This window comes from Tianweitania sediminis (assembly GCF_017813335.1).
Taxonomy (GTDB): domain Bacteria; phylum Pseudomonadota; class Alphaproteobacteria; order Rhizobiales; family Rhizobiaceae; genus Tianweitania; species Tianweitania sediminis.
On the sequence record NZ_JAGIYY010000001.1, the window covers coordinates 1,160,117 to 1,175,583 of the forward strand.

Consider the following 15,467-nt stretch of genomic DNA (forward strand, 5'->3'; position numbering starts at 1 on the left):
CTTTCGAATTGCAGCACATCGACCAGAACGAGCTTGAAGACGAGAACAAGCCGCTCGATCCAGCGGTGGAGCGTGTGCGCCGGAAGCTGGTGCGCTTCATGGCGATCAATCTCGGGCTGTTGTTTGTGGCGCTTATGGCGGTGGTGTTGGCGATTGTCTACCGCTGGACGCGCGATCCGGAGCCGGCGCAGGACGCTGTTGCGCTTGGCTCCGCGGAGATTCCGGGCGAAGCGGTGCGGCGTCAGGTGCCTTTGGAGCCGGGAACGCGGGTTCATTCCCAGGCGCTATCCGGCGACCGCGTCAGCCTTCACGTTGAAACGGCTGGAGGGGCACGCCAACTGGTGATCTACGATTTCGCGCAAGGGCGGATCATCGCGCAACTCGATTTGCCGAATTTCTGAGGCTGTCTTTTGCGCTGCGCCGACCTGGCGCGGCCCGGTTGCGTTTCTTTCCGACCCTCGCTATATGCGAACAACTTGCTAGCGCCCATCGTCTAGCGGTCAGGACGGCGCCCTCTCACGGCGCAAACAGGGGTTCGATTCCCCTTGGGCGTACCAAGTCTTTCAATCTTCATTCTGTCTGTTTCTGTCGTGAGTTGGGCAACAACTCATTGGCCCGCTTGTCCAGTCGACTAGGACCACCTCCGGAACAGAAAAAGAGGGAGCAAATGCCCCCTCTTCTTAGCTGGTCGCGTGATGCGGCAGGTTATTCCGCGGCTTCAAACGCCGGGGCGTCTTCCAGCTGCTGGCGCGTGAAGCTGACCTGAATGTGGTCAAGGCCAGCGCCGGACCAGCCAAAGCGGCTATCAGTCGTCGGCATATCGGTGCCCGTCATCCCGGTGTTGCCCGTGGCTGCGGTGTCGGTCGTGGTTCCCGCCATCGGAGCCGTGCCGGTGGCCGCTCCCGTTGCGGTTCCATCTGCGGGAACTGCGGCGGGATCCGGGTTTGTGGTTGACGCGGTTGTTGCGCCACCGGCAGGCGCTGCAGCAGTTGGTGTTGTTCCGGCAGGCGCCGCGGCGGTCCCTGCATCACCGCTCATCGCTGCGGCGTCCTGCGCAAGAACGAATTCCAGCTGATCGTTCGCGATCGCGACGTTCTTCTGCCCAATGCCCAAGAAACCGCCAACCCCGACAACAACGGCCTGAACCTGGCCATTCCGGTCAAGCAGGAGGTCGTCGACCGTGCCGATATTCTCGCCGTCCGCGCCGCGGATGTTGGCACCCATCAAGCCCGAGCCCAGGACCTGATTTCCTTCCTGATAGGTGATGAACCCGCCCTGGCTCTGCATCTCGGCGCTGGCGCCCGTTGTCTGCATCGCGCCTTCGGTCGTGTTACCGGTCGGCTGCGTCATCGTGTTCGTGGTGGTGGCTGGCGCCGTGTCGGTGCCTGTGGCCGGCGATGTGGTGGCTGCCGGCGCTGTTGTTGTTTCGCCTGTTGTGGTCGTCTGCGCCAATGCAGGTGCGGCCAGACAGGATGTTGCGAAAAGAGCTGAAACCAAAATCTTCTTCATCAAAGCGTTCCTCATCGATTATCTTGCCCTTCCCAACCGCGATCCGATCAAACCGTTCCTCCCGGGTTCTATGAAGGTTTCGTGAGCATCATCTGATCTACTGCTGTGGAAGAGACACGTCATCCAGAGCAGAGCGCCAGCCGGCTCAGTGATGTATTTGCAATTTCGGGTTGGCCGCAGCAGATGACCGCTTGCTCGGCAGGTATCAATCCTGCAAATCCGCCCTGCGCCACCGGCGATCGGGAGCGATTCACCTGCTTGTTCATTGAAGCTCCTCGAACAACCCACGCGACGAGACTCCATGCCGTTCATGACCAATCTGATTAGCGGCTATGAGCCTCTTCTAGCTCTGGCGATCCTGGCCGGCCTGTTTGCCGCCTTTATCTGGGAGAAGTACCCGCCCGAAGTCCCAGCCGTTGTGGCCGCGGCTTTGTTTGTCGTGTTCGGCTTCCTGAATACAGATCAAGTGATGGGCGTGTTTTCGAATTCGGCACCGATCACGATAGCAGCGATGTTCGTGCTTTCGGGCGCGCTGGTTCGCACGGGCGTGATCGAGGCCGCAGCCGGCATGATCACCAAGCATGCGACGGTTCGGCCGTACCTCACGATCGGATTGGTTCTCGCGGTCGTGATGGTCGCGTCCGCCTTCATGAACAACACGCCCATGGTGCTCGTCATGATCCCGATCATGATGCGCCTTGCAAAAGCGGCAGGTGTTGCCTCCACCCGGCTCCTGATGCCCTTGTCGTTTGTTGCCATTCTGGGGGGCACCTGCACCCTGATCGGCACTTCCACCAATCTTCTTGTGGACGGTGTCGCGCGTCAGAACGGGATGGCGGCCTTCAACATTTTCGACATTACGCCTGTGGGCCTAGTGGCGGCCGCGACTGGCGCGCTGGCGCTTTTGTTGCTCGGGCCTCCGCTTCTGCCAAGCGAGCAGAAGGAAGGGCAGGTCGGCGAGGAAACGGAGTTCCTGACCGAGGTTCTGGTGCGGGATGCCTCCACCTTTGGTGAGCGTCCGTTGTCCGAGGTCGCCGCCTTCAACCAGGCCGGCGTGCGGGTAATCGGGTTGCGGCGTGGGGGTGAGACCCAGCGCAACAAGCTCGGAGAGGCCGTTCTGCAGGACAAGGACATGCTCATTGTCATGGCGACGACCTCCGAGCTTCTGACGCTCAACGATATGCCGGAGCTGCTTGTTGGGCGCGGACGGCGGGCCGAGGGCGATGTGGTCACGGTTGAGGCTGTGGTTTCTCCCACCAAACGCAGCACGGGTTCGCGGCTTGCGGATCTGGCGCTTGGCCGTCGCTTTGGCGTACGTGTTCTTGGCGCAAGCCGACATCAACATATCGCCGGGCCGGATCTCGCGTCCGTCCGCTTGAAGCCAGCCGACAAGCTTCTTCTGGAAGGGCCGGCCGATGCCTTCGACACGCTGGCTGACGATGCGGCGCTTGTATCCGTGTCTCGCCCGTCCGGCCGCGCGTTCCGCCGTTCCCGTGGGCCTATCACCATTTCCGCTCTTGCGGCGGTGGTCCTGCTTTCGGCCATGAACTTCATGGATATCGGCGTTCTCGCGATGCTCGCGGTTGCCGTTATCCTGGTGCTGCGCTGCATTGACGCCGATGAGGCCTGGGGCGCGATCGATGGCGCGATCCTGATCCTCATCTTCGCTATGCTGATGGTGGGGCGCGGGCTGGAAAATGCAGGCGCGATCAAGATGATCGTGGAAGGGCTCGCCCCGTCCTTCGCGAACTACCCGCCGATCTTGATCCTGGGCGCCATTTATCTTCTGGCGTCCGTCCTGACCGAGATGATCACCAACAATGCCGTGGCAGTGGTTCTGACCCCGATCGGGATCCAACTTGCCAACCAGATCGGCATCGATCCCGTGCCGATCGTGGTCACGATCATGTTTGGTGCCAGCGCCAGCTTTGCCACACCGATCGGCTACCAGACGAATACGCTTGTGTACGGTGCAGGCGGCTATCGTTTCGCTGACTTCCTGAAGGTTGGCATTCCGATGAACCTGATTGTCGGCGTGGCCAGCGTCTTCGCCATCAGCTTGATCTTCCCGTTCTGACGAGAACGGGAAGATCAAAGGGACAGCTTACCGGCTGTCTCGTTTGGCCTGGGCCACGGCCGCCGCCTTGCGCAGCCGGCCCCGCTCCATTGGCCGCACGAGGCTATTGCGCCGTTCAGCCGCGATCTTGCGCATCCCCTGATGGGCGTGTCGCGTGTTGAACGGGACTTCATCGTTGTCGCCGGCTTCCTGCTTGAGCTTCAACGCGTTGCGCGAAAGTTCGGCCTGGGACACCTGCGACGCCATGCGGTCGCGCCGAGACCGTTCGCCGTTCAGCCGCCGCACCGCGGTCGACAAGACTTCCAGCTTGGTCTTGTTGCCTTCGGCGGAAGCCGATGGTGTTGCCCCTTTTGGCGCGGCCTTGCCGCGCATCTCGCGTCGCCGTCGCTGCATCTCCGTGCGTGCCTTGTCTCGCCGCTCGCGAACCAGCTTCAGCAAGGACGCAAGTTCCTTGTCTTCCAGATCCTGGAGCTGTGGATGGTGCGACTTGGCGACCATCTCCATTTCGCTCTTGTCGAGTGCACGCTCTTCTTGGCTCCGATTGATCGACATACGATCTCCTTGCTGGCTGGTTTGAGTACCTGCGCCAACAAACCGGGGACAAAATGGTTGCGGCACACTGCTGCTGCTGCGCGTGCATCACTCGCAGGGCTTCGGATCGCGTGGGCTCCGAAGGTGCGTTCTAGATCAGATACCGCACTGAAGCGAAGCCAGCAGCCAAAGTGACCAGTCCGACCGTGAAAACAAGCCCAAGACGCTTCTCGATAAATGTGCGAACAGCTGGTCCAAACAGGTAAAGCAGCCCGGCCACCGCGTAGAAGCGAATGGCTCTCGCAATGATGCTGAACAGCAGGAACTGCCAAAGGTTCATGGCGGTCATTCCGCTGGCAATCGTGACGACCTTAAAGGGAAATGGCGTCAGCCCGGCCAGCAACACGATCCAGGCGCCCCAGGCGTTGTAGCCTTCGGCGAACTCGTCAAACTTGTCGGCATAGCCATAGAAGGACAGGATCGGCTGCGCGGCTTGTTCAAAGAAGAAGGCGCCGATCAGGTATCCTGCAAGCGCCCCCAGAACCGAAGCTGCGGTGCAGACGAAGGCGAAACGCCATGCCCTCAGGCGGTCGGCGATGACCATCGGGATCAGGAGTACATCGGGCGGGATCGGAAAAAAGGAGCTTTCGGCGAACGAAACGCCGGCCAGCGCCCGTTCCGCATGCGGCTTGCTGGCCATTTCAAGGGTCCGGTTATAGAGCCGTCTCAGCAAGGCCTAGCTGCCTGCAACACGATCAGGAGGGAAAGGCGATCGCCGTTGGCGCAATCGGCTTCGCCGCTTGTGCGAGCGCGACACAAACCAGCGCACGAAGCTGTAGCTGGCGACGTAAACCACCAGTGCCAGCGGAATGGCACCGATCATCATGGTTTTCCAGACCGGCCAGATCGCCCAGATGCTTTCCGAAACCAAGGCGCCCATGATGTCTTCGATTTCATTGCCGCGCATCATGTCTTCCGCAGCCAAGTCGGAACCTGGCGTCAGCCAACGGCCCATGCGGTAGGCCGCTGAAAAGATGAACGGGAACGTGAGTGGATTGCCGACCGCTGTTCCAAGGGCTGCTGCGAGCATGCTTCCCCGCGTCAGGAAAGCGAGCACAAACCCGAAGATGAAGTGGAAGCCGATAAGCGGAAACATGCTGACCGCAGCGCCGGCGGCAGCGCCTGCCGCCACCTGGTGCGGTGACGCGGTCATTCGTTCGAGCCGACGCAGAAGATATCTGCCGTAGCGCTTCAAACCCATCCTGGGCCAAAGAAAACGACGAAGGCGTTGCGTCCAACTCACGAGCGGCTCCCTTTTCGGCGCGAGATTTACGCCAAGCCGCCTTCAAAAGTTAGATGGGCCGAGGACATTGTTTCAGCCCTGGGGAGGGCAGAGCGCTGGCTGGCGCGCCTGCCCACTTCTAGAGCTTGCGATCAGAAGATCAGGTTGAACAAGCCAAGCACAACCGCCAACCCGATCAGAAAGATGATGAGAACAGCGATACCGAGGAACTTGAACATGGAAAAAATCTCCTGATTGAGCGCTGTCTTTGAACGTCTGCGCGGGCGCGGCGTTCCAACGGCCGTGGCGGTCCTCGCCTCCATCAGCCCCAAACCTACTTCGCGAAGGCGGCGATGCGGGCGCAGGCCTCGCCCAACTTCTCGTCAGGCACGGTCAGGCTCAGCCGCACGAATCGTGCCGCATTCTCGCCAAAGGAGCTTCCCGGCATTACCGCGACATGCGCTTCGGAAAGCAAGCGGCGCGCGAAGGTGTGGCCGTCCATGCCGCTTGCCGAAACGTCCAGCAATGCGAACATGCCGGCTTCAGGAGGCAGAACCTTCAAACCAGCCACGCCGTGCAGTTTCTCGACGATCAAGCCCGCACGCGCCTTGTAGTGTTGGCGCATCAGCCCTGACGTCGGCAGGTCATGGGTCAAGGCATAGGCCGTCATATCGGCAATGAAGGGCTGGTTGCCGAACAGCATGGACTCTGACAAGGGCAACAAAGCCCGGGCAAATTCCACGGGCCCTACAGCCCAGCCGCTGCGGAAGCCGGGCGCTGCATGCGACTTCGAAATGGACGACACGACAACCGTACGATCTGCGAGTTCCGGCAGGTCGAAGGGGGAGGCGAAGGGCGCGCCGAAGGTCAGATCCTCGTAGACTTCGTCGCTGACGATCCAAAGGTCGTGCTTGCGGCACACCTCGCCAATGGCCGCGATTTCTTCGCGGGTTAGCACGGCGCCGCTTGGGTTGTGGGGCGTATTCAAAAGCAGCAAGCGGCAGCCGGGAACGATCGCCGCTTCAAGATCTTCCGCCTGAAGGTGAAAGCGTTGGCTGGCGCGCAGCCGCACCGGCACAAGCTCGGCGCCGGGCGAGCGCACAACGGCTTCATACGTCGCGTAATAAGGGTCGGGTGCAAGAACCTTGTCGCCGGCTTCCAGCAGGCCCATCAGCACCGCGAACAAGGAGGTCTGTGTTCCGGGAAAGCACAGGATGTTGTCCTCGGTAATCTGTCGGCCGGTGCGGCGAGTGTATTTCGCCGCGATCGCCGCAAGCACTGCTTTTTCGCCGCGTCCGTTGGAATAGCGGGTGCGGCCTGCACGCATGGCACGATCGCAGGCGTCCAGGAGCGCTGCGTCCGGGGGCAGGTCTGGTTCCCCAATCGTGAGTTCGATGACGGGTTCGCCGCTGGCTGAAAGCTGCCGTGCGAGATGATGGATCTCCCACTTGTTGGAGCCGAGACCGGCCAGCCTGGCGGTGATGGAAGCAAACTGCATGATGGGTGTCACAAACAGGGGGTGGGGAGCTTGATTGCCAGCAAGGCTTCAACGGAGCGCAGGCCAAGCTCGATCTGCTTGCGCTCGTCCATGTCTTCGGAAAGGCAGCCTTCCAGCCAAAGACCGTCGATCACCGCGTGAACCGCGATGGCAAGATCTTCGATCTCCTGGTCGGTAGGTTGGCGGCCTTCACTCCGCAAAACTTCTTCAAGCAGAGGCTCGGTGGCGCGCCGGAAGTCGACGTAGCTGACCTGGTGTTCGCGCGCAATCAGCGGATCGACGCGTACCCGACTGATAAAGGTCGCCCAGATGGAGAGCATCCGTGGGTTGGCCACCGGACCTGTCAAACAAGCGATCACAAAGCGCGCGAGGCGTTCGTGCGCCGGAAGGTCCGGCAGTCTCAGGGCTCCCAAAGCCGGTTGCAGCATTCGCTCGATCGTCAATCGATAGGCGGCGAGGATCAGGTTTTCCTTTGTGGCGAAGTGGTGCCGGATCAGCCCATTGCTGACGCCTGCGCGTGCTGCCACGGCCCTTACCGTCGTGGCGGTGATTCCGAGATCTGCGATGCAATCGAGCGTTGCTTCCACCATGGCATCGCGACGCTGCCCGTCCGGTGGCCGTTTCGAAGAAGCCAGCATCGCCACCCCCTTCACCCTTCAACGGCGTGTGATTTGTTCCATCATGCACTTGAACCCAGGCTATGCAAGTGTACAGTTTGATCAGGAACGAGGCAAAAGGTGTCGCTGCTGATTGACGCGCCACTGTCTATGGGAAAACATTGTCAGATGCGCCAAAGGCCGGAAGAGCCGCCGTGCAGCTGAAGGGAACATTCGAATGGGCCAACACGAGCAGGCGGTCTCGATCCAGAACCTCCACAAGCGCTTCGGTGACCTCGAAGTGCTGAAAGGCGTGTCCCTCGAAGCGCGCGAGGGCGACGTGATCGCCGTGATCGGGGGAAGTGGTTCGGGCAAGTCGACGCTTTTGCGCTGCATCAACATGCTGGAACTGCCCACGGCTGGAACCATAGCCGTCCATGGCGAAGTGATCGCCATGAAGAGCGACGGGCGCGGCGGGCAGCAACCGGCGGACCGCAAGCAGGTCCAGCGCCTGCGGGCGCGGCTCGGCATGGTGTTCCAGAACTTCAACCTGTGGCAGCACATGACCGTGCTGCAAAACGTGATCGAAGCGCCGATCCAGGTTCTGGGCGTGCCGCGCGACCAGGCGGTTGAAACGGGCGAGGCGCTCTTGCGCCGGGTCGGGCTGTTCGACAAGCGCGACACGTATCCCGCCTTCATGTCGGGAGGCCAGCAGCAGCGTGCAGCCATCGCACGGGCTCTGGCGATCGACCCGCTGGTGATGCTGTTTGACGAGCCGACCTCGGCGCTCGACCCGGAACTCGTGGGCGAGGTGTTGGCGATCATCAGCGGACTTGCCGCTGAACGGCGCACCATGATCCTCGTCACGCACGAAATGAAATTCGCCCGCAACGTCGCCAGCCACGTCATTTATCTTCATGGTGGCGAGATCGAGGAGGAAGGGCCGCCCGAAGCGATCTTCGAGGCACCGCAATCCGGACGATTGAAGCAGTTCATCAGTTCGGTTCACTGAACGGCAATAAGAGAAAAGGGAACAAGCGTGAAAAAGCATCTCTTGGGAACGATCTGCCTCAGCGTCGTGCTGGGGCTTGCGGCGACGGCCGCGCAAGCAGAGCAAGTCAAGCTCGGCATCGCTGCGGAGCCTTATCCGCCCTTCACGTCTCCGGATGCTTCGGGCAATTGGCAGGGTTGGGAAATCGATTTCGCGAAAGCGGTGTGCGAGGAGGCGGAACTCGACTGCGTGGTCACCCCCGTTGCGTGGGACGGCATCATTCCGGCCCTCACCAGCAACAAGATCGACATGATCGTCGGCTCCATGTCGATCACGCCGGAACGGCAGCAAACGATTGATTTTTCCGACAAATACTACAACACGCCGACCATCGTGATTGGGGCAAAGGATCTTGAATTCGAGGCCACACCGGAAGGCCTGTCCGACAAGACGCTCGGCGTGCAGGTTGCCACCATCCACCAGGTCTATGCCAACAAGCATTTCGCTCCTGCTGGCGCGACGATCCGCGAATACCAAACACAGGATGAGGCCAACAACGACCTCGCTGCTGGACGTCTTGATGCTGTGCAGGCGGATTCCATCGCACTCAAGGCTTTCCTCAAGACGGAGGCCGGGCAAGCTTGCTGCGAGGAAAAGGGCGTCGTGGCCGCTGATGTCGAGGTTCTGGGGCCAGGCGTCGGCATCGGGCTGCGCAAGGGCGACACGGAGCTGAAGGAAAAGCTCAACGCGGCCATCAAGGAAGTGCGTGCCAACGGCACCTATGCGGAAATCTCCAAGAAGTATTTCGACTTCGATCCTTGGGGCAATTGATCGGCTTCCAGCGGCGCCGCCCCTCCGGCTGCGCCGCTGGTTCCATGAACCCGCAGAACCGGACCGCACCGCATGATTGACTGGAGCCTGCTTGCGCTCGACCCGCCCGGCTGGGGCGGCGTGCTGCTTCAGGGCCTGTTCGCGACCTTGCAGATTGCCATCGGTGGCTATCTGCTTGGCGCTGTGATCGGCATCTTTGGCGCGCTCGGCAAGCTCTACGGCGGGCCCGTGACGCGGGACCTGATGGAGGTCTACACCACCATCGTTCGTGCCGTTCCCGAACTGATCCTGATCCTGATCCTCTATTACGCGGGAACGGATCTCTTGAACCAGCTCCTCGGGCTGGTGGGCTGGGGCCCGGTCGACATCAGCGGGCTTGCGGCGGGCATCTTCGTGATCGGCGTTGTACAGGGCGCTTATTCTACCGAAGTGATCCGCGGCGCCATCAAGGCCATTCCTCCGGGGCAGCTGGAAGCAGCCCGCGCCTTCGGATTTTCGCCTGCCACTGTTTTGCGGCGGATCACCATTCCCGCTATGCTGCCTTACGCGATTCCCGGCCTCGCCAATCTTTGGCTGATCGCCACAAAAGACACGGCGCTGCTTGCGGTTGTGGGGTTCAGCGAATTGACGCTCGTGACTCGGCAAGCGGCGGGAACCACGAAAAGCTACATGCTCTTCTTTCTTGCTGCCGGCGCGCTTTACCTCGCGGTGACGCTGATCTCCAACGCCGTGATCGGCATGGTTGAGCGCCGTTCCCGCCGTGGCTTTGCGAGGCCGGGATGAGCGCTGTCGCAAGCGCCACGGCTGCGCCGGATCAGGCTCCAACACGGCGGCTGCAAACGCACCGCGTTATTCTGGTGCTTGTTGCCCTTGCCTTGATCGGCATGGCGATCGCGTTCGGGCGCTGGGACTGGCTGCCGCGCTATGGACCGCGCCTTTGGTCGGGGCTCCTGATGACGTTGGCGATGCTGGCGGGCTCGGCTTGCCTTGGCTTTCTCCTGGCCGTGCCGTTGGGCCTCGTTCAGGTCACGGGTCCAGTGTGGCTGAAGGTTCCCGCCCAGGCTTTCTGCACCGTCATCCGCGGGACACCACTGCTGCTGCAGCTTTGGCTGTTATATTACGGACTCGGCTCCCTGTTCCCTTCCATTCCGGAGATCCGCACCTCCTTCCTTTGGCCCTATCTGCGCGAAGCCTGGCCTTACGGCCTAGCGGCGCTGACGATCTCCTTTGCCGCTTATGAGGGCGAGGTGATGCGGGGCGCCTTTGCTGGTGTGCCGGCCGGCGAACTGCAGGCCGCTCGGGCCTTCGGCATGTCACGAGGCCAAACCCTGCGACGAATCTGGCTGCCGCGCGCACTGCACCGCGCCCTGCCGACCCTCAGCGGGGAAACGGTGCTGCAACTGAAGTCCACCCCGCTGGTGGCCACCATCACCGTGGTCGACCTTTACGGCGTGATCTCGCGCGTGCGGCAGGAAACATACCTCGTTTACGAGCCGCTCTTGCTGCTCGCCGCGATCTACATGATCCTGACTGCGATCCTGGTTCTGGTCTTCCGCTTCTTTGAAAACCGCATTCCGACGCGGGGGCACTAACGTGGCTGATATGTCTCTTCTGACCAACACGCTGGACGAACTGGTTGCGCTCCGCCGCGACTTGCACACGCACCCCGAACTCGGGCTGGAAGAGGTACGAACGTCCGACCTCGTGGCGCGGGAACTCACCCGCATGGGCTACCACGTCGAACGAGGACTTGCGAAAACCGGCCTTGTTGCGACGCTGAGCAACGGCTTGAGCCGGAAGGCGGTCGGCATTCGCGCGGACATGGACGCTTTGCCGATCGCCGAAGAAACCGGGTTGCCTTATGCCAGCAAGATGCCCGGCCTCATGCATGCCTGCGGCCACGATGGCCACACGGCAATGCTGCTCGGCGCAGCCAAGGCCATTGCAGAAAGGCGGAACTTTGACGGAACCGTTCACCTGATCTTCCAGCCCGCCGAAGAGAATTTCGGAGGCGCCGAGATCATGGTGAACGAGGGCCTTTTCAAGCGCTTCCCTTGCGATGCGGTGTTCGCCCTTCACAACGATCCCATGGGGCCGCTCGGGCAGTTTTCGTTCCGCGAAGGCCCGATCATGGCTGCCGTGGACGAGGCGCTGATCAAGGTCGTGGGATCCGGCGGCCATGGGTCCGAGCCAGAGCATACGGCCGACCCGATCGTAGCAGGCGCTTCGATTGTCATGGCGCTGCAAAGCATCGTGTCGCGCAACATCGCCGCGCTGGATCCGGCTGTGGTGACAGTCGCGGCCTTTCACGGCGGATCGGCAAGCAACATCATCCCCTCGAGCGCGGACATCGTGGTGGGGATCCGATCCTTTGAGCCGGGCGTTCGCGATGAAGTGGAGCGCCGCATCAAGCTCGTGTCGACCAATCAGGCCGAAAGCTTCGGCTTGACCGCAGAGGTTGATTATCGCCGCTCCTATGACGCCACGATCAACCACAAGGCGGAAACCGAGTACGCGCGCTCTCTGGCCCTGCGCTTTGCCGGACCGGACAAGGTGGTGGACATGCAGCGGCCGCTGATGGGAAGCGAAGATTTTGCTTACATGCTGCGCGAATGCCCAGGCACCTACTTCTTCCTTGGCGGCAAGCGCGGCAAGGACGATTATCCGCTGCATCACGCGCGCTACGACTTCAACGACGATCTCCTGCCGATCGGCGCTGCATTCTGGACCGAGTTGGTCGAGGACTACCTGCGCCCGGCCTGACCGAGGCCCGGCAATCACGACAAAGAAGAAAGAACGCGACCATGTCCGATTTCCCCGTTTACGCCTTCGATGCGGCGATCGTCCGCGAGCCAGCTCCATCCGTGGTGAACGGCTTGCGTGCCGAAGATCGCGGTGATCCCAGCTTCGATGGCATTTTGGCCGAGCATGCGGCTTACGTTCAGGCGCTACGCGATGCCGGCGTCGAGGTGACGGTGCTGCCTGCGCTCGCAGATTATCCCGATGCGATCTTCATTGAGGATCCGGCACTGGTGTTCACCGAAGGCGCTGTTCTGCTCCGCCCCGGTGCGGCGTCCCGGCTGGGCGAGGCGGGCGAAATCCTGCCGACGCTGCGCGATCAATTTGGGCAGGTCTTCGATTTGCCGCAACCCGGCTTCGCGGAAGGCGGAGACGTTCTGACCACGCGCGATGCGGTGCTGATCGGCATGTCCGCACGGACCGACCGTGCCGGTGCAGAAGGGCTGGTGCAAACCTTGGCCGTACTCGGCCGCAGGGCAAGGATCGTGGAAACGCCAAAGGGCGTGCTGCACTTCAAGACCGATTGCTCCCTGCTGGACGAGGAAAGCATCCTGATGACGCATCGTCTGGAAGGAACGGGCATGTTTCCGGGTCACCGCGCCGTTGTGGTTCCCGCCGGTGAAGAAGCGGCGGCAAACGCTTTGCGCGTCAACGATGTGGTGTTTGTCGGATCAGACTATCCGCGCACCATCGAGATGCTGGACAATCTGGGCTACAAGGTCGTGCCCTTGAAAACCACCGAGATCGGCAAGATCGATGCTGGTCTATCCTGCATGTCGTTGCGCTGGAAGAAGCCTTCCTGACAGGAACAAGATACTCGGCCCCTCAGCGCGCCTTGCGTGTCGGCGCGTTGAAGTCCGGAGGCTTGTTGGCGATCCAGTCCAGGAAGCGCGCAATCGCGGGATCGCTTTTCAGCGCTGAGCCCGTTCCCGCCTGTTTTGCCAGCTCGAGATTGGAAAAGAGCGCATGGATCGTGCGATGGCAGATCGGATGGACAGGGACGGTGAGGCGGCCGCCTCGGCTCTTCGGCAGGGGATGATGCCATTCCACGCGTTCACCGAGCGGCCTTTCGCAAAGCCAGCAGGTTTGGGGCTCGGCCGGCGGCTTTTCATCCCCGCTCGCCGCATCCCGATTTCGGCGTTTTCGTGCCATCAGCCTGTTGCGGCCGCAACGGCTTTCCTTTGCTTTCAGGCGGCGTAGCCGTTCACCGCTTGTCGCAGAGCCGTTGAAGCCACCATCGGCTCGACCTCATCATCGTCCCACAGGATGCCGCGGGCGGAAGCAAAAGCGATCAGCGCCTTCCGTGCGAGGGCGACGGACGCGCCGCTTTTTCGCGCAGCGCTGCAAGCCTGGAGTGCGGCTTCCCGGAGCGGGCCTCGAGACCCCGCGGAACACTCCGAAAGAAACTCATGCATCTCGTCCAGCGTGGCAATCTCGCGCTTGAAGCCCAATCCAACACTTACGGCGACGGGTTTGTCGAACGCTTCGTTTGTCATCATGGTCTTGGCCTCCGATCACATCCACCCCCGGGGGCAAAGATATGCCGCGCATGCCGGTCAATCTTTGGGGGTACAGAACAGCAAGAAAACGCGCGAAGCAACTTGATTGTTCCTTTGCCGTCTCAAAGCTGCGGAGGCCAGGTGCGTCGATCAGAGAGCTCCCCGACATTTTCCAGAGTAAAAGCGATCTTTCGGTTCCACCGGAGTTCCGCACCCGCTAACCAGCAACGCAAGCAAGCGAGAGAGGCAAGCATGACAACCATACAGGCGCCGGAAAGCTATCCCTTTCACAAGACGGAAGGCCTGCGCTACTCGGACACCGACCGACAAGGCCACGTCAACAATGCGGTTTTTGCCACCCTGCTGGAGAGCGGGCGCGTCGGAATCATCTACGAAAACGGGTTGTCTATTGCGGCGAAGGGCTGCGCCTTTGTGATCGCGCGCGTCGAGATCGATTTCCGCGCCGAACTCACCTGGCCCGGTACGGTAGACGTCGCAACCGCCGTGACCCGTATCGGTCGATCGTCTGTTGAACTGAGCCAGGCGCTGTTTCAGAACAACCGATGCGCCGCCTTGAGCCGATCCGTAGTCGTCCAGATGAACGAAGCAACCCGACGATCCCATGAGCTGGAGGAACCGGCACGCAGATCGCTCGGACAGTGGATGATCCAGGCAAATCTCACCGAAGGTGGAGCGGCTGTGCCCGCCTAGTCCGGCTCGGGAGCCGTTAGGCGTCCTTCTGAAGATGCGCCGGCAAACGGACCGTCAAATGCCAGGGCCCGACCATGGCGCACGGCGCTGATGGCAACCAGCTGCACCAACTCGTCATCCGTGTGCTCGCACTCCGGAACGGTGATCTTCAGATGTTCAACGGCGGCTCTGGTGGAAAGCGGCAGCAACGTTTTTTCACGTGCCAGAATGTATTTCTCGACGGCCGCCCACGCGGTCGGCCTCCGGTTCGACGACATGTTACGCACAACCTCACTAACCGCCGCTGATGTAGGAGTGGCTTTTATCTTGTCCACAGGGTGAGGCGCGAAATTTCGCTCCCGACGCGACTGCCGGCCGCGCACCACCCCCCGTGCCCGCCGAGGCCCTGTGGGGTGACAGAAGCCGAAGCGGTGCTTAAGTGTCCGCCATCATGAAGCGGAAAATGTCGTTGACGCCCGAGTTGGTGGCGCTGAGCCTCCGGCCGGAGCCTGAACTCGGGCCTGAAGAAGGCTGGGAACTGCTTTCGGACGGTGAACTTGATGCGTTGGCGCAGCGCATCAATGAGGAGTGCGGCTCAACGCCGCTTTGGGTCTTTGCCTACGGATCGCTGATCTGGAAGCCGGATTTCGACGCGGTTGGCCATCTCCGCGCGACTGCGTATGGCTGGCACCGCTCCTTTTGTTTGAAGATGCGGTCCTGGCGTGGCACGCCAGAGCAGCCGGGGCTGATGATGGCGCTGGAACAAGGTGGCCGCTGCGATGGCGTGATCTACCGGATCCGCGAGGAAGATCGGTTGATGCAGATCCGCCGGATGCTGTTTCGAGAGGTACGCTTCCGCCACAATCTCGCGATGGTCCGATGGATCCCGGTCGCAAGCGAAGAAGGCAAGCAGCGCGTGCTTGCCTTCTGGGTCGGCCCGCGGGGCGAACAGGTTGCACGCAAACTGCCCTTGCAGACTGTCGCCGGCGTGCTTGCGCGGGCCTGCGGCCATGCCGGATCCTGTGCGGAATACCTTTACAACACGGTTGTCCACCTCGAGAACTTCGGCGTTCACGATCGCAATCTGTGGCGCCTCCAGCAGCTCGTTGCCGATGAACTTAGGGCCATCCACAAAGTGGCTTGAGAGACCACTGAGGGCTGAGG

General features: G+C 61.5%; 22 protein-coding genes and 1 tRNA gene. 12 read left to right on the plus strand and 11 right to left on the minus strand.

Annotated features, from left to right (window positions below; genetic code table 11):
* Positions 1 to 8 precede the first annotated feature (8 nt).
* The gene (locus J5Y06_RS05610) at positions 9 to 401 is read left to right on the plus strand and encodes a fimbrial protein (RefSeq protein WP_245247572.1); all 393 of its coding nucleotides are present in this window, start codon (positions 9 to 11) and stop codon (positions 399 to 401) included.
* Positions 402 to 482: 81 nt separating this feature from the next.
* Positions 483 to 557 (plus strand) — tRNA-Glu (locus tag J5Y06_RS05615).
* 148 nt (positions 558 to 705) lie between these two features.
* On the opposite strand, the gene J5Y06_RS05620 is transcribed toward J5Y06_RS05615, so the two are convergent.
* Positions 706 to 1,350 carry a PRC-barrel domain-containing protein gene (locus J5Y06_RS05620; RefSeq protein ID WP_209334046.1) on the minus strand — a complete coding sequence of 215 codons (645 nt, stop codon included), beginning with the start codon at positions 1,348 to 1,350 and terminating at the stop codon, positions 706 to 708.
* A 1-nt stretch (position 1,351) separates the two neighbouring features.
* Between J5Y06_RS05620 and J5Y06_RS05625 the strand changes: the two genes are divergently transcribed.
* A complete protein-coding gene (locus J5Y06_RS05625) occupies positions 1,352 to 1,594 on the plus strand; it encodes a hypothetical protein (protein ID WP_209334047.1) in 243 nt (80 codons plus the stop codon).
* A gap of 34 nt (positions 1,595 to 1,628) precedes the next feature.
* Here the strand turns inward: J5Y06_RS05625 and J5Y06_RS05630 are convergent, their stop codons facing one another.
* A complete protein-coding gene (locus tag J5Y06_RS05630) occupies positions 1,629 to 1,775 on the minus strand; it encodes a hypothetical protein (RefSeq protein WP_209334048.1) in 147 nt (48 codons plus the stop codon).
* A 44-nt stretch (positions 1,776 to 1,819) separates the two neighbouring features.
* On the opposite strand from J5Y06_RS05630, the gene J5Y06_RS05635 reads away from it, so the two are divergent.
* Positions 1,820 to 3,586 carry an SLC13 family permease gene (locus J5Y06_RS05635; protein ID WP_209334049.1) on the plus strand — a complete coding sequence of 589 codons (1,767 nt, stop codon included), beginning with the start codon at positions 1,820 to 1,822 and terminating at the stop codon, positions 3,584 to 3,586.
* A 27-nt stretch (positions 3,587 to 3,613) separates the two neighbouring features.
* Here the strand turns inward: J5Y06_RS05635 and J5Y06_RS05640 are convergent, their stop codons facing one another.
* The 6 genes from J5Y06_RS05640 to J5Y06_RS05665 form a co-directional block, all read right to left on the minus strand.
* Positions 3,614 to 4,138, minus strand: coding sequence for a hypothetical protein (locus tag J5Y06_RS05640; RefSeq protein WP_209334050.1), 525 nt, complete (start codon positions 4,136 to 4,138; stop codon positions 3,614 to 3,616).
* 130 nt (positions 4,139 to 4,268) lie between these two features.
* A complete protein-coding gene (locus J5Y06_RS05645; protein WP_209334051.1) occupies positions 4,269 to 4,850 on the minus strand; it encodes a YqaA family protein in 582 nt (193 codons plus the stop codon).
* Positions 4,851 to 4,853: 3 nt separating this feature from the next.
* Positions 4,854 to 5,378, minus strand: coding sequence for a DUF2062 domain-containing protein (locus tag J5Y06_RS05650; protein WP_280819012.1), 525 nt, complete (start codon positions 5,376 to 5,378; stop codon positions 4,854 to 4,856).
* Positions 5,379 to 5,551: 173 nt separating this feature from the next.
* Entirely contained in the window at positions 5,552 to 5,722 is a 171-nt protein-coding gene (locus J5Y06_RS05655) for a small membrane protein YohP (RefSeq protein ID WP_209334053.1), read from the minus strand.
* A gap of 11 nt (positions 5,723 to 5,733) precedes the next feature.
* Positions 5,734 to 6,897, minus strand: a complete 1,164-nt coding sequence (locus tag J5Y06_RS05660; protein ID WP_209334054.1) for a pyridoxal phosphate-dependent aminotransferase — start codon at positions 6,895 to 6,897, stop codon at positions 5,734 to 5,736.
* 8 nt (positions 6,898 to 6,905) lie between these two features.
* The gene (locus tag J5Y06_RS05665; RefSeq protein ID WP_209334055.1) at positions 6,906 to 7,535 is read right to left on the minus strand and encodes a TetR family transcriptional regulator C-terminal domain-containing protein; all 630 of its coding nucleotides are present in this window, start codon (positions 7,533 to 7,535) and stop codon (positions 6,906 to 6,908) included.
* A gap of 196 nt (positions 7,536 to 7,731) precedes the next feature.
* On the opposite strand from J5Y06_RS05665, the gene J5Y06_RS05670 reads away from it, so the two are divergent.
* The 6 genes from J5Y06_RS05670 to J5Y06_RS05695 all read left to right on the plus strand — a co-directional run bounded on the left by J5Y06_RS05670 (position 7,732) and on the right by J5Y06_RS05695 (position 12,917).
* The gene (locus J5Y06_RS05670) at positions 7,732 to 8,505 is read left to right on the plus strand and encodes an ABC transporter ATP-binding protein (RefSeq protein ID WP_209334056.1); all 774 of its coding nucleotides are present in this window, start codon (positions 7,732 to 7,734) and stop codon (positions 8,503 to 8,505) included.
* Positions 8,506 to 8,532: 27 nt separating this feature from the next.
* Positions 8,533 to 9,315, plus strand: a complete 783-nt coding sequence (locus J5Y06_RS05675; RefSeq protein ID WP_385930666.1) for a transporter substrate-binding domain-containing protein — start codon at positions 8,533 to 8,535, stop codon at positions 9,313 to 9,315.
* A gap of 72 nt (positions 9,316 to 9,387) precedes the next feature.
* Positions 9,388 to 10,098 carry an ABC transporter permease gene (locus J5Y06_RS05680; RefSeq protein WP_209334057.1) on the plus strand — a complete coding sequence of 237 codons (711 nt, stop codon included), beginning with the start codon at positions 9,388 to 9,390 and terminating at the stop codon, positions 10,096 to 10,098.
* Positions 10,095 to 10,907, plus strand: coding sequence for an ABC transporter permease (locus J5Y06_RS05685; protein WP_209334058.1), 813 nt, complete (start codon positions 10,095 to 10,097; stop codon positions 10,905 to 10,907). Before J5Y06_RS05680 ends, J5Y06_RS05685 begins: the two co-directional genes overlap by 4 nt.
* A gap of 10 nt (positions 10,908 to 10,917) precedes the next feature.
* Complete coding sequence (locus J5Y06_RS05690; protein ID WP_209334407.1) at positions 10,918 to 12,078, plus strand: M20 aminoacylase family protein; 1,161 nt, start codon at positions 10,918 to 10,920, stop codon at positions 12,076 to 12,078.
* 41 nt (positions 12,079 to 12,119) lie between these two features.
* Positions 12,120 to 12,917: a dimethylarginine dimethylaminohydrolase family protein gene (locus J5Y06_RS05695; RefSeq protein WP_209334059.1), complete on the plus strand. Its 798-nt coding sequence runs from the start codon at positions 12,120 to 12,122 to the stop codon at positions 12,915 to 12,917.
* 22 nt (positions 12,918 to 12,939) lie between these two features.
* On the opposite strand, the gene J5Y06_RS05700 is transcribed toward J5Y06_RS05695, so the two are convergent.
* Together J5Y06_RS05700 and J5Y06_RS05705 are read right to left on the minus strand one after the other, a co-directional pair.
* The gene (locus J5Y06_RS05700; protein ID WP_209334060.1) at positions 12,940 to 13,266 is read right to left on the minus strand and encodes an HNH endonuclease; all 327 of its coding nucleotides are present in this window, start codon (positions 13,264 to 13,266) and stop codon (positions 12,940 to 12,942) included.
* 35 nt (positions 13,267 to 13,301) lie between these two features.
* Positions 13,302 to 13,613, minus strand: coding sequence for a DUF982 domain-containing protein (locus J5Y06_RS05705; RefSeq protein ID WP_245247573.1), 312 nt, complete (start codon positions 13,611 to 13,613; stop codon positions 13,302 to 13,304).
* A 252-nt stretch (positions 13,614 to 13,865) separates the two neighbouring features.
* Between J5Y06_RS05705 and J5Y06_RS05710 the strand changes: the two genes are divergently transcribed.
* Positions 13,866 to 14,324 (plus strand): acyl-CoA thioesterase, encoded by a 459-nt coding sequence (locus J5Y06_RS05710; RefSeq protein ID WP_209334061.1) that lies wholly within the window; start codon positions 13,866 to 13,868, stop codon positions 14,322 to 14,324.
* Here J5Y06_RS05710 and J5Y06_RS05715 read toward each other — a convergent pair.
* Complete coding sequence (locus J5Y06_RS05715) at positions 14,321 to 14,581, minus strand: hypothetical protein (RefSeq protein WP_209334062.1); 261 nt, start codon at positions 14,579 to 14,581, stop codon at positions 14,321 to 14,323. The two genes, J5Y06_RS05710 and J5Y06_RS05715, sit on opposite strands and share 4 nt — an antisense overlap.
* Positions 14,582 to 14,766: 185 nt before the next feature.
* On the opposite strand from J5Y06_RS05715, the gene J5Y06_RS05720 reads away from it, so the two are divergent.
* Positions 14,767 to 15,447, plus strand: a complete 681-nt coding sequence (locus J5Y06_RS05720) for a gamma-glutamylcyclotransferase (RefSeq protein WP_209334063.1) — start codon at positions 14,767 to 14,769, stop codon at positions 15,445 to 15,447.
* Positions 15,448 to 15,467 lie beyond the last annotated feature (20 nt).

Coding starts and splice junctions, on each gene's coding strand:
- J5Y06_RS05620 (WP_209334046.1), bottom strand. CDS start 1,350: ATGACGCAGCCGACCGGTAACACGACCGAAGGCGCGATGCAGACAACG.
- J5Y06_RS05630 (WP_209334048.1), bottom strand. CDS start 1,775: ATGAACAAGCAGGTGAATCGCTCCCGATCGCCGGTGGCGCAGGGCGGA.
- J5Y06_RS05635 (WP_209334049.1), top strand. CDS start 1,820: ATGACCAATCTGATTAGCGGCTATGAGCCTCTTCTAGCTCTGGCGATC.
- J5Y06_RS05640 (WP_209334050.1), bottom strand. CDS start 4,138: ATGTCGATCAATCGGAGCCAAGAAGAGCGTGCACTCGACAAGAGCGAA.
- J5Y06_RS05650 (WP_280819012.1), bottom strand. CDS start 5,378: ATGGGTTTGAAGCGCTACGGCAGATATCTTCTGCGTCGGCTCGAACGA.
- J5Y06_RS05655 (WP_209334053.1), bottom strand. CDS start 5,722: ATGGAGGCGAGGACCGCCACGGCCGTTGGAACGCCGCGCCCGCGCAGA.
- J5Y06_RS05660 (WP_209334054.1), bottom strand. CDS start 6,897: ATGCAGTTTGCTTCCATCACCGCCAGGCTGGCCGGTCTCGGCTCCAAC.
- J5Y06_RS05665 (WP_209334055.1), bottom strand. CDS start 7,535: ATGCTGGCTTCTTCGAAACGGCCACCGGACGGGCAGCGTCGCGATGCC.
- J5Y06_RS05670 (WP_209334056.1), top strand. CDS start 7,732: ATGGGCCAACACGAGCAGGCGGTCTCGATCCAGAACCTCCACAAGCGC.
- J5Y06_RS05680 (WP_209334057.1), top strand. CDS start 9,388: ATGATTGACTGGAGCCTGCTTGCGCTCGACCCGCCCGGCTGGGGCGGC.
- J5Y06_RS05685 (WP_209334058.1), top strand. CDS start 10,095: ATGAGCGCTGTCGCAAGCGCCACGGCTGCGCCGGATCAGGCTCCAACA.
- J5Y06_RS05690 (WP_209334407.1), top strand. CDS start 10,918: ATGTCTCTTCTGACCAACACGCTGGACGAACTGGTTGCGCTCCGCCGC.
- J5Y06_RS05695 (WP_209334059.1), top strand. CDS start 12,120: ATGTCCGATTTCCCCGTTTACGCCTTCGATGCGGCGATCGTCCGCGAG.
- J5Y06_RS05700 (WP_209334060.1), bottom strand. CDS start 13,266: ATGGCACGAAAACGCCGAAATCGGGATGCGGCGAGCGGGGATGAAAAG.
- J5Y06_RS05705 (WP_245247573.1), bottom strand. CDS start 13,613: ATGATGACAAACGAAGCGTTCGACAAACCCGTCGCCGTAAGTGTTGGA.
- J5Y06_RS05710 (WP_209334061.1), top strand. CDS start 13,866: ATGACAACCATACAGGCGCCGGAAAGCTATCCCTTTCACAAGACGGAA.
- J5Y06_RS05715 (WP_209334062.1), bottom strand. CDS start 14,581: ATGTCGTCGAACCGGAGGCCGACCGCGTGGGCGGCCGTCGAGAAATAC.
- J5Y06_RS05720 (WP_209334063.1), top strand. CDS start 14,767: ATGTCGTTGACGCCCGAGTTGGTGGCGCTGAGCCTCCGGCCGGAGCCT.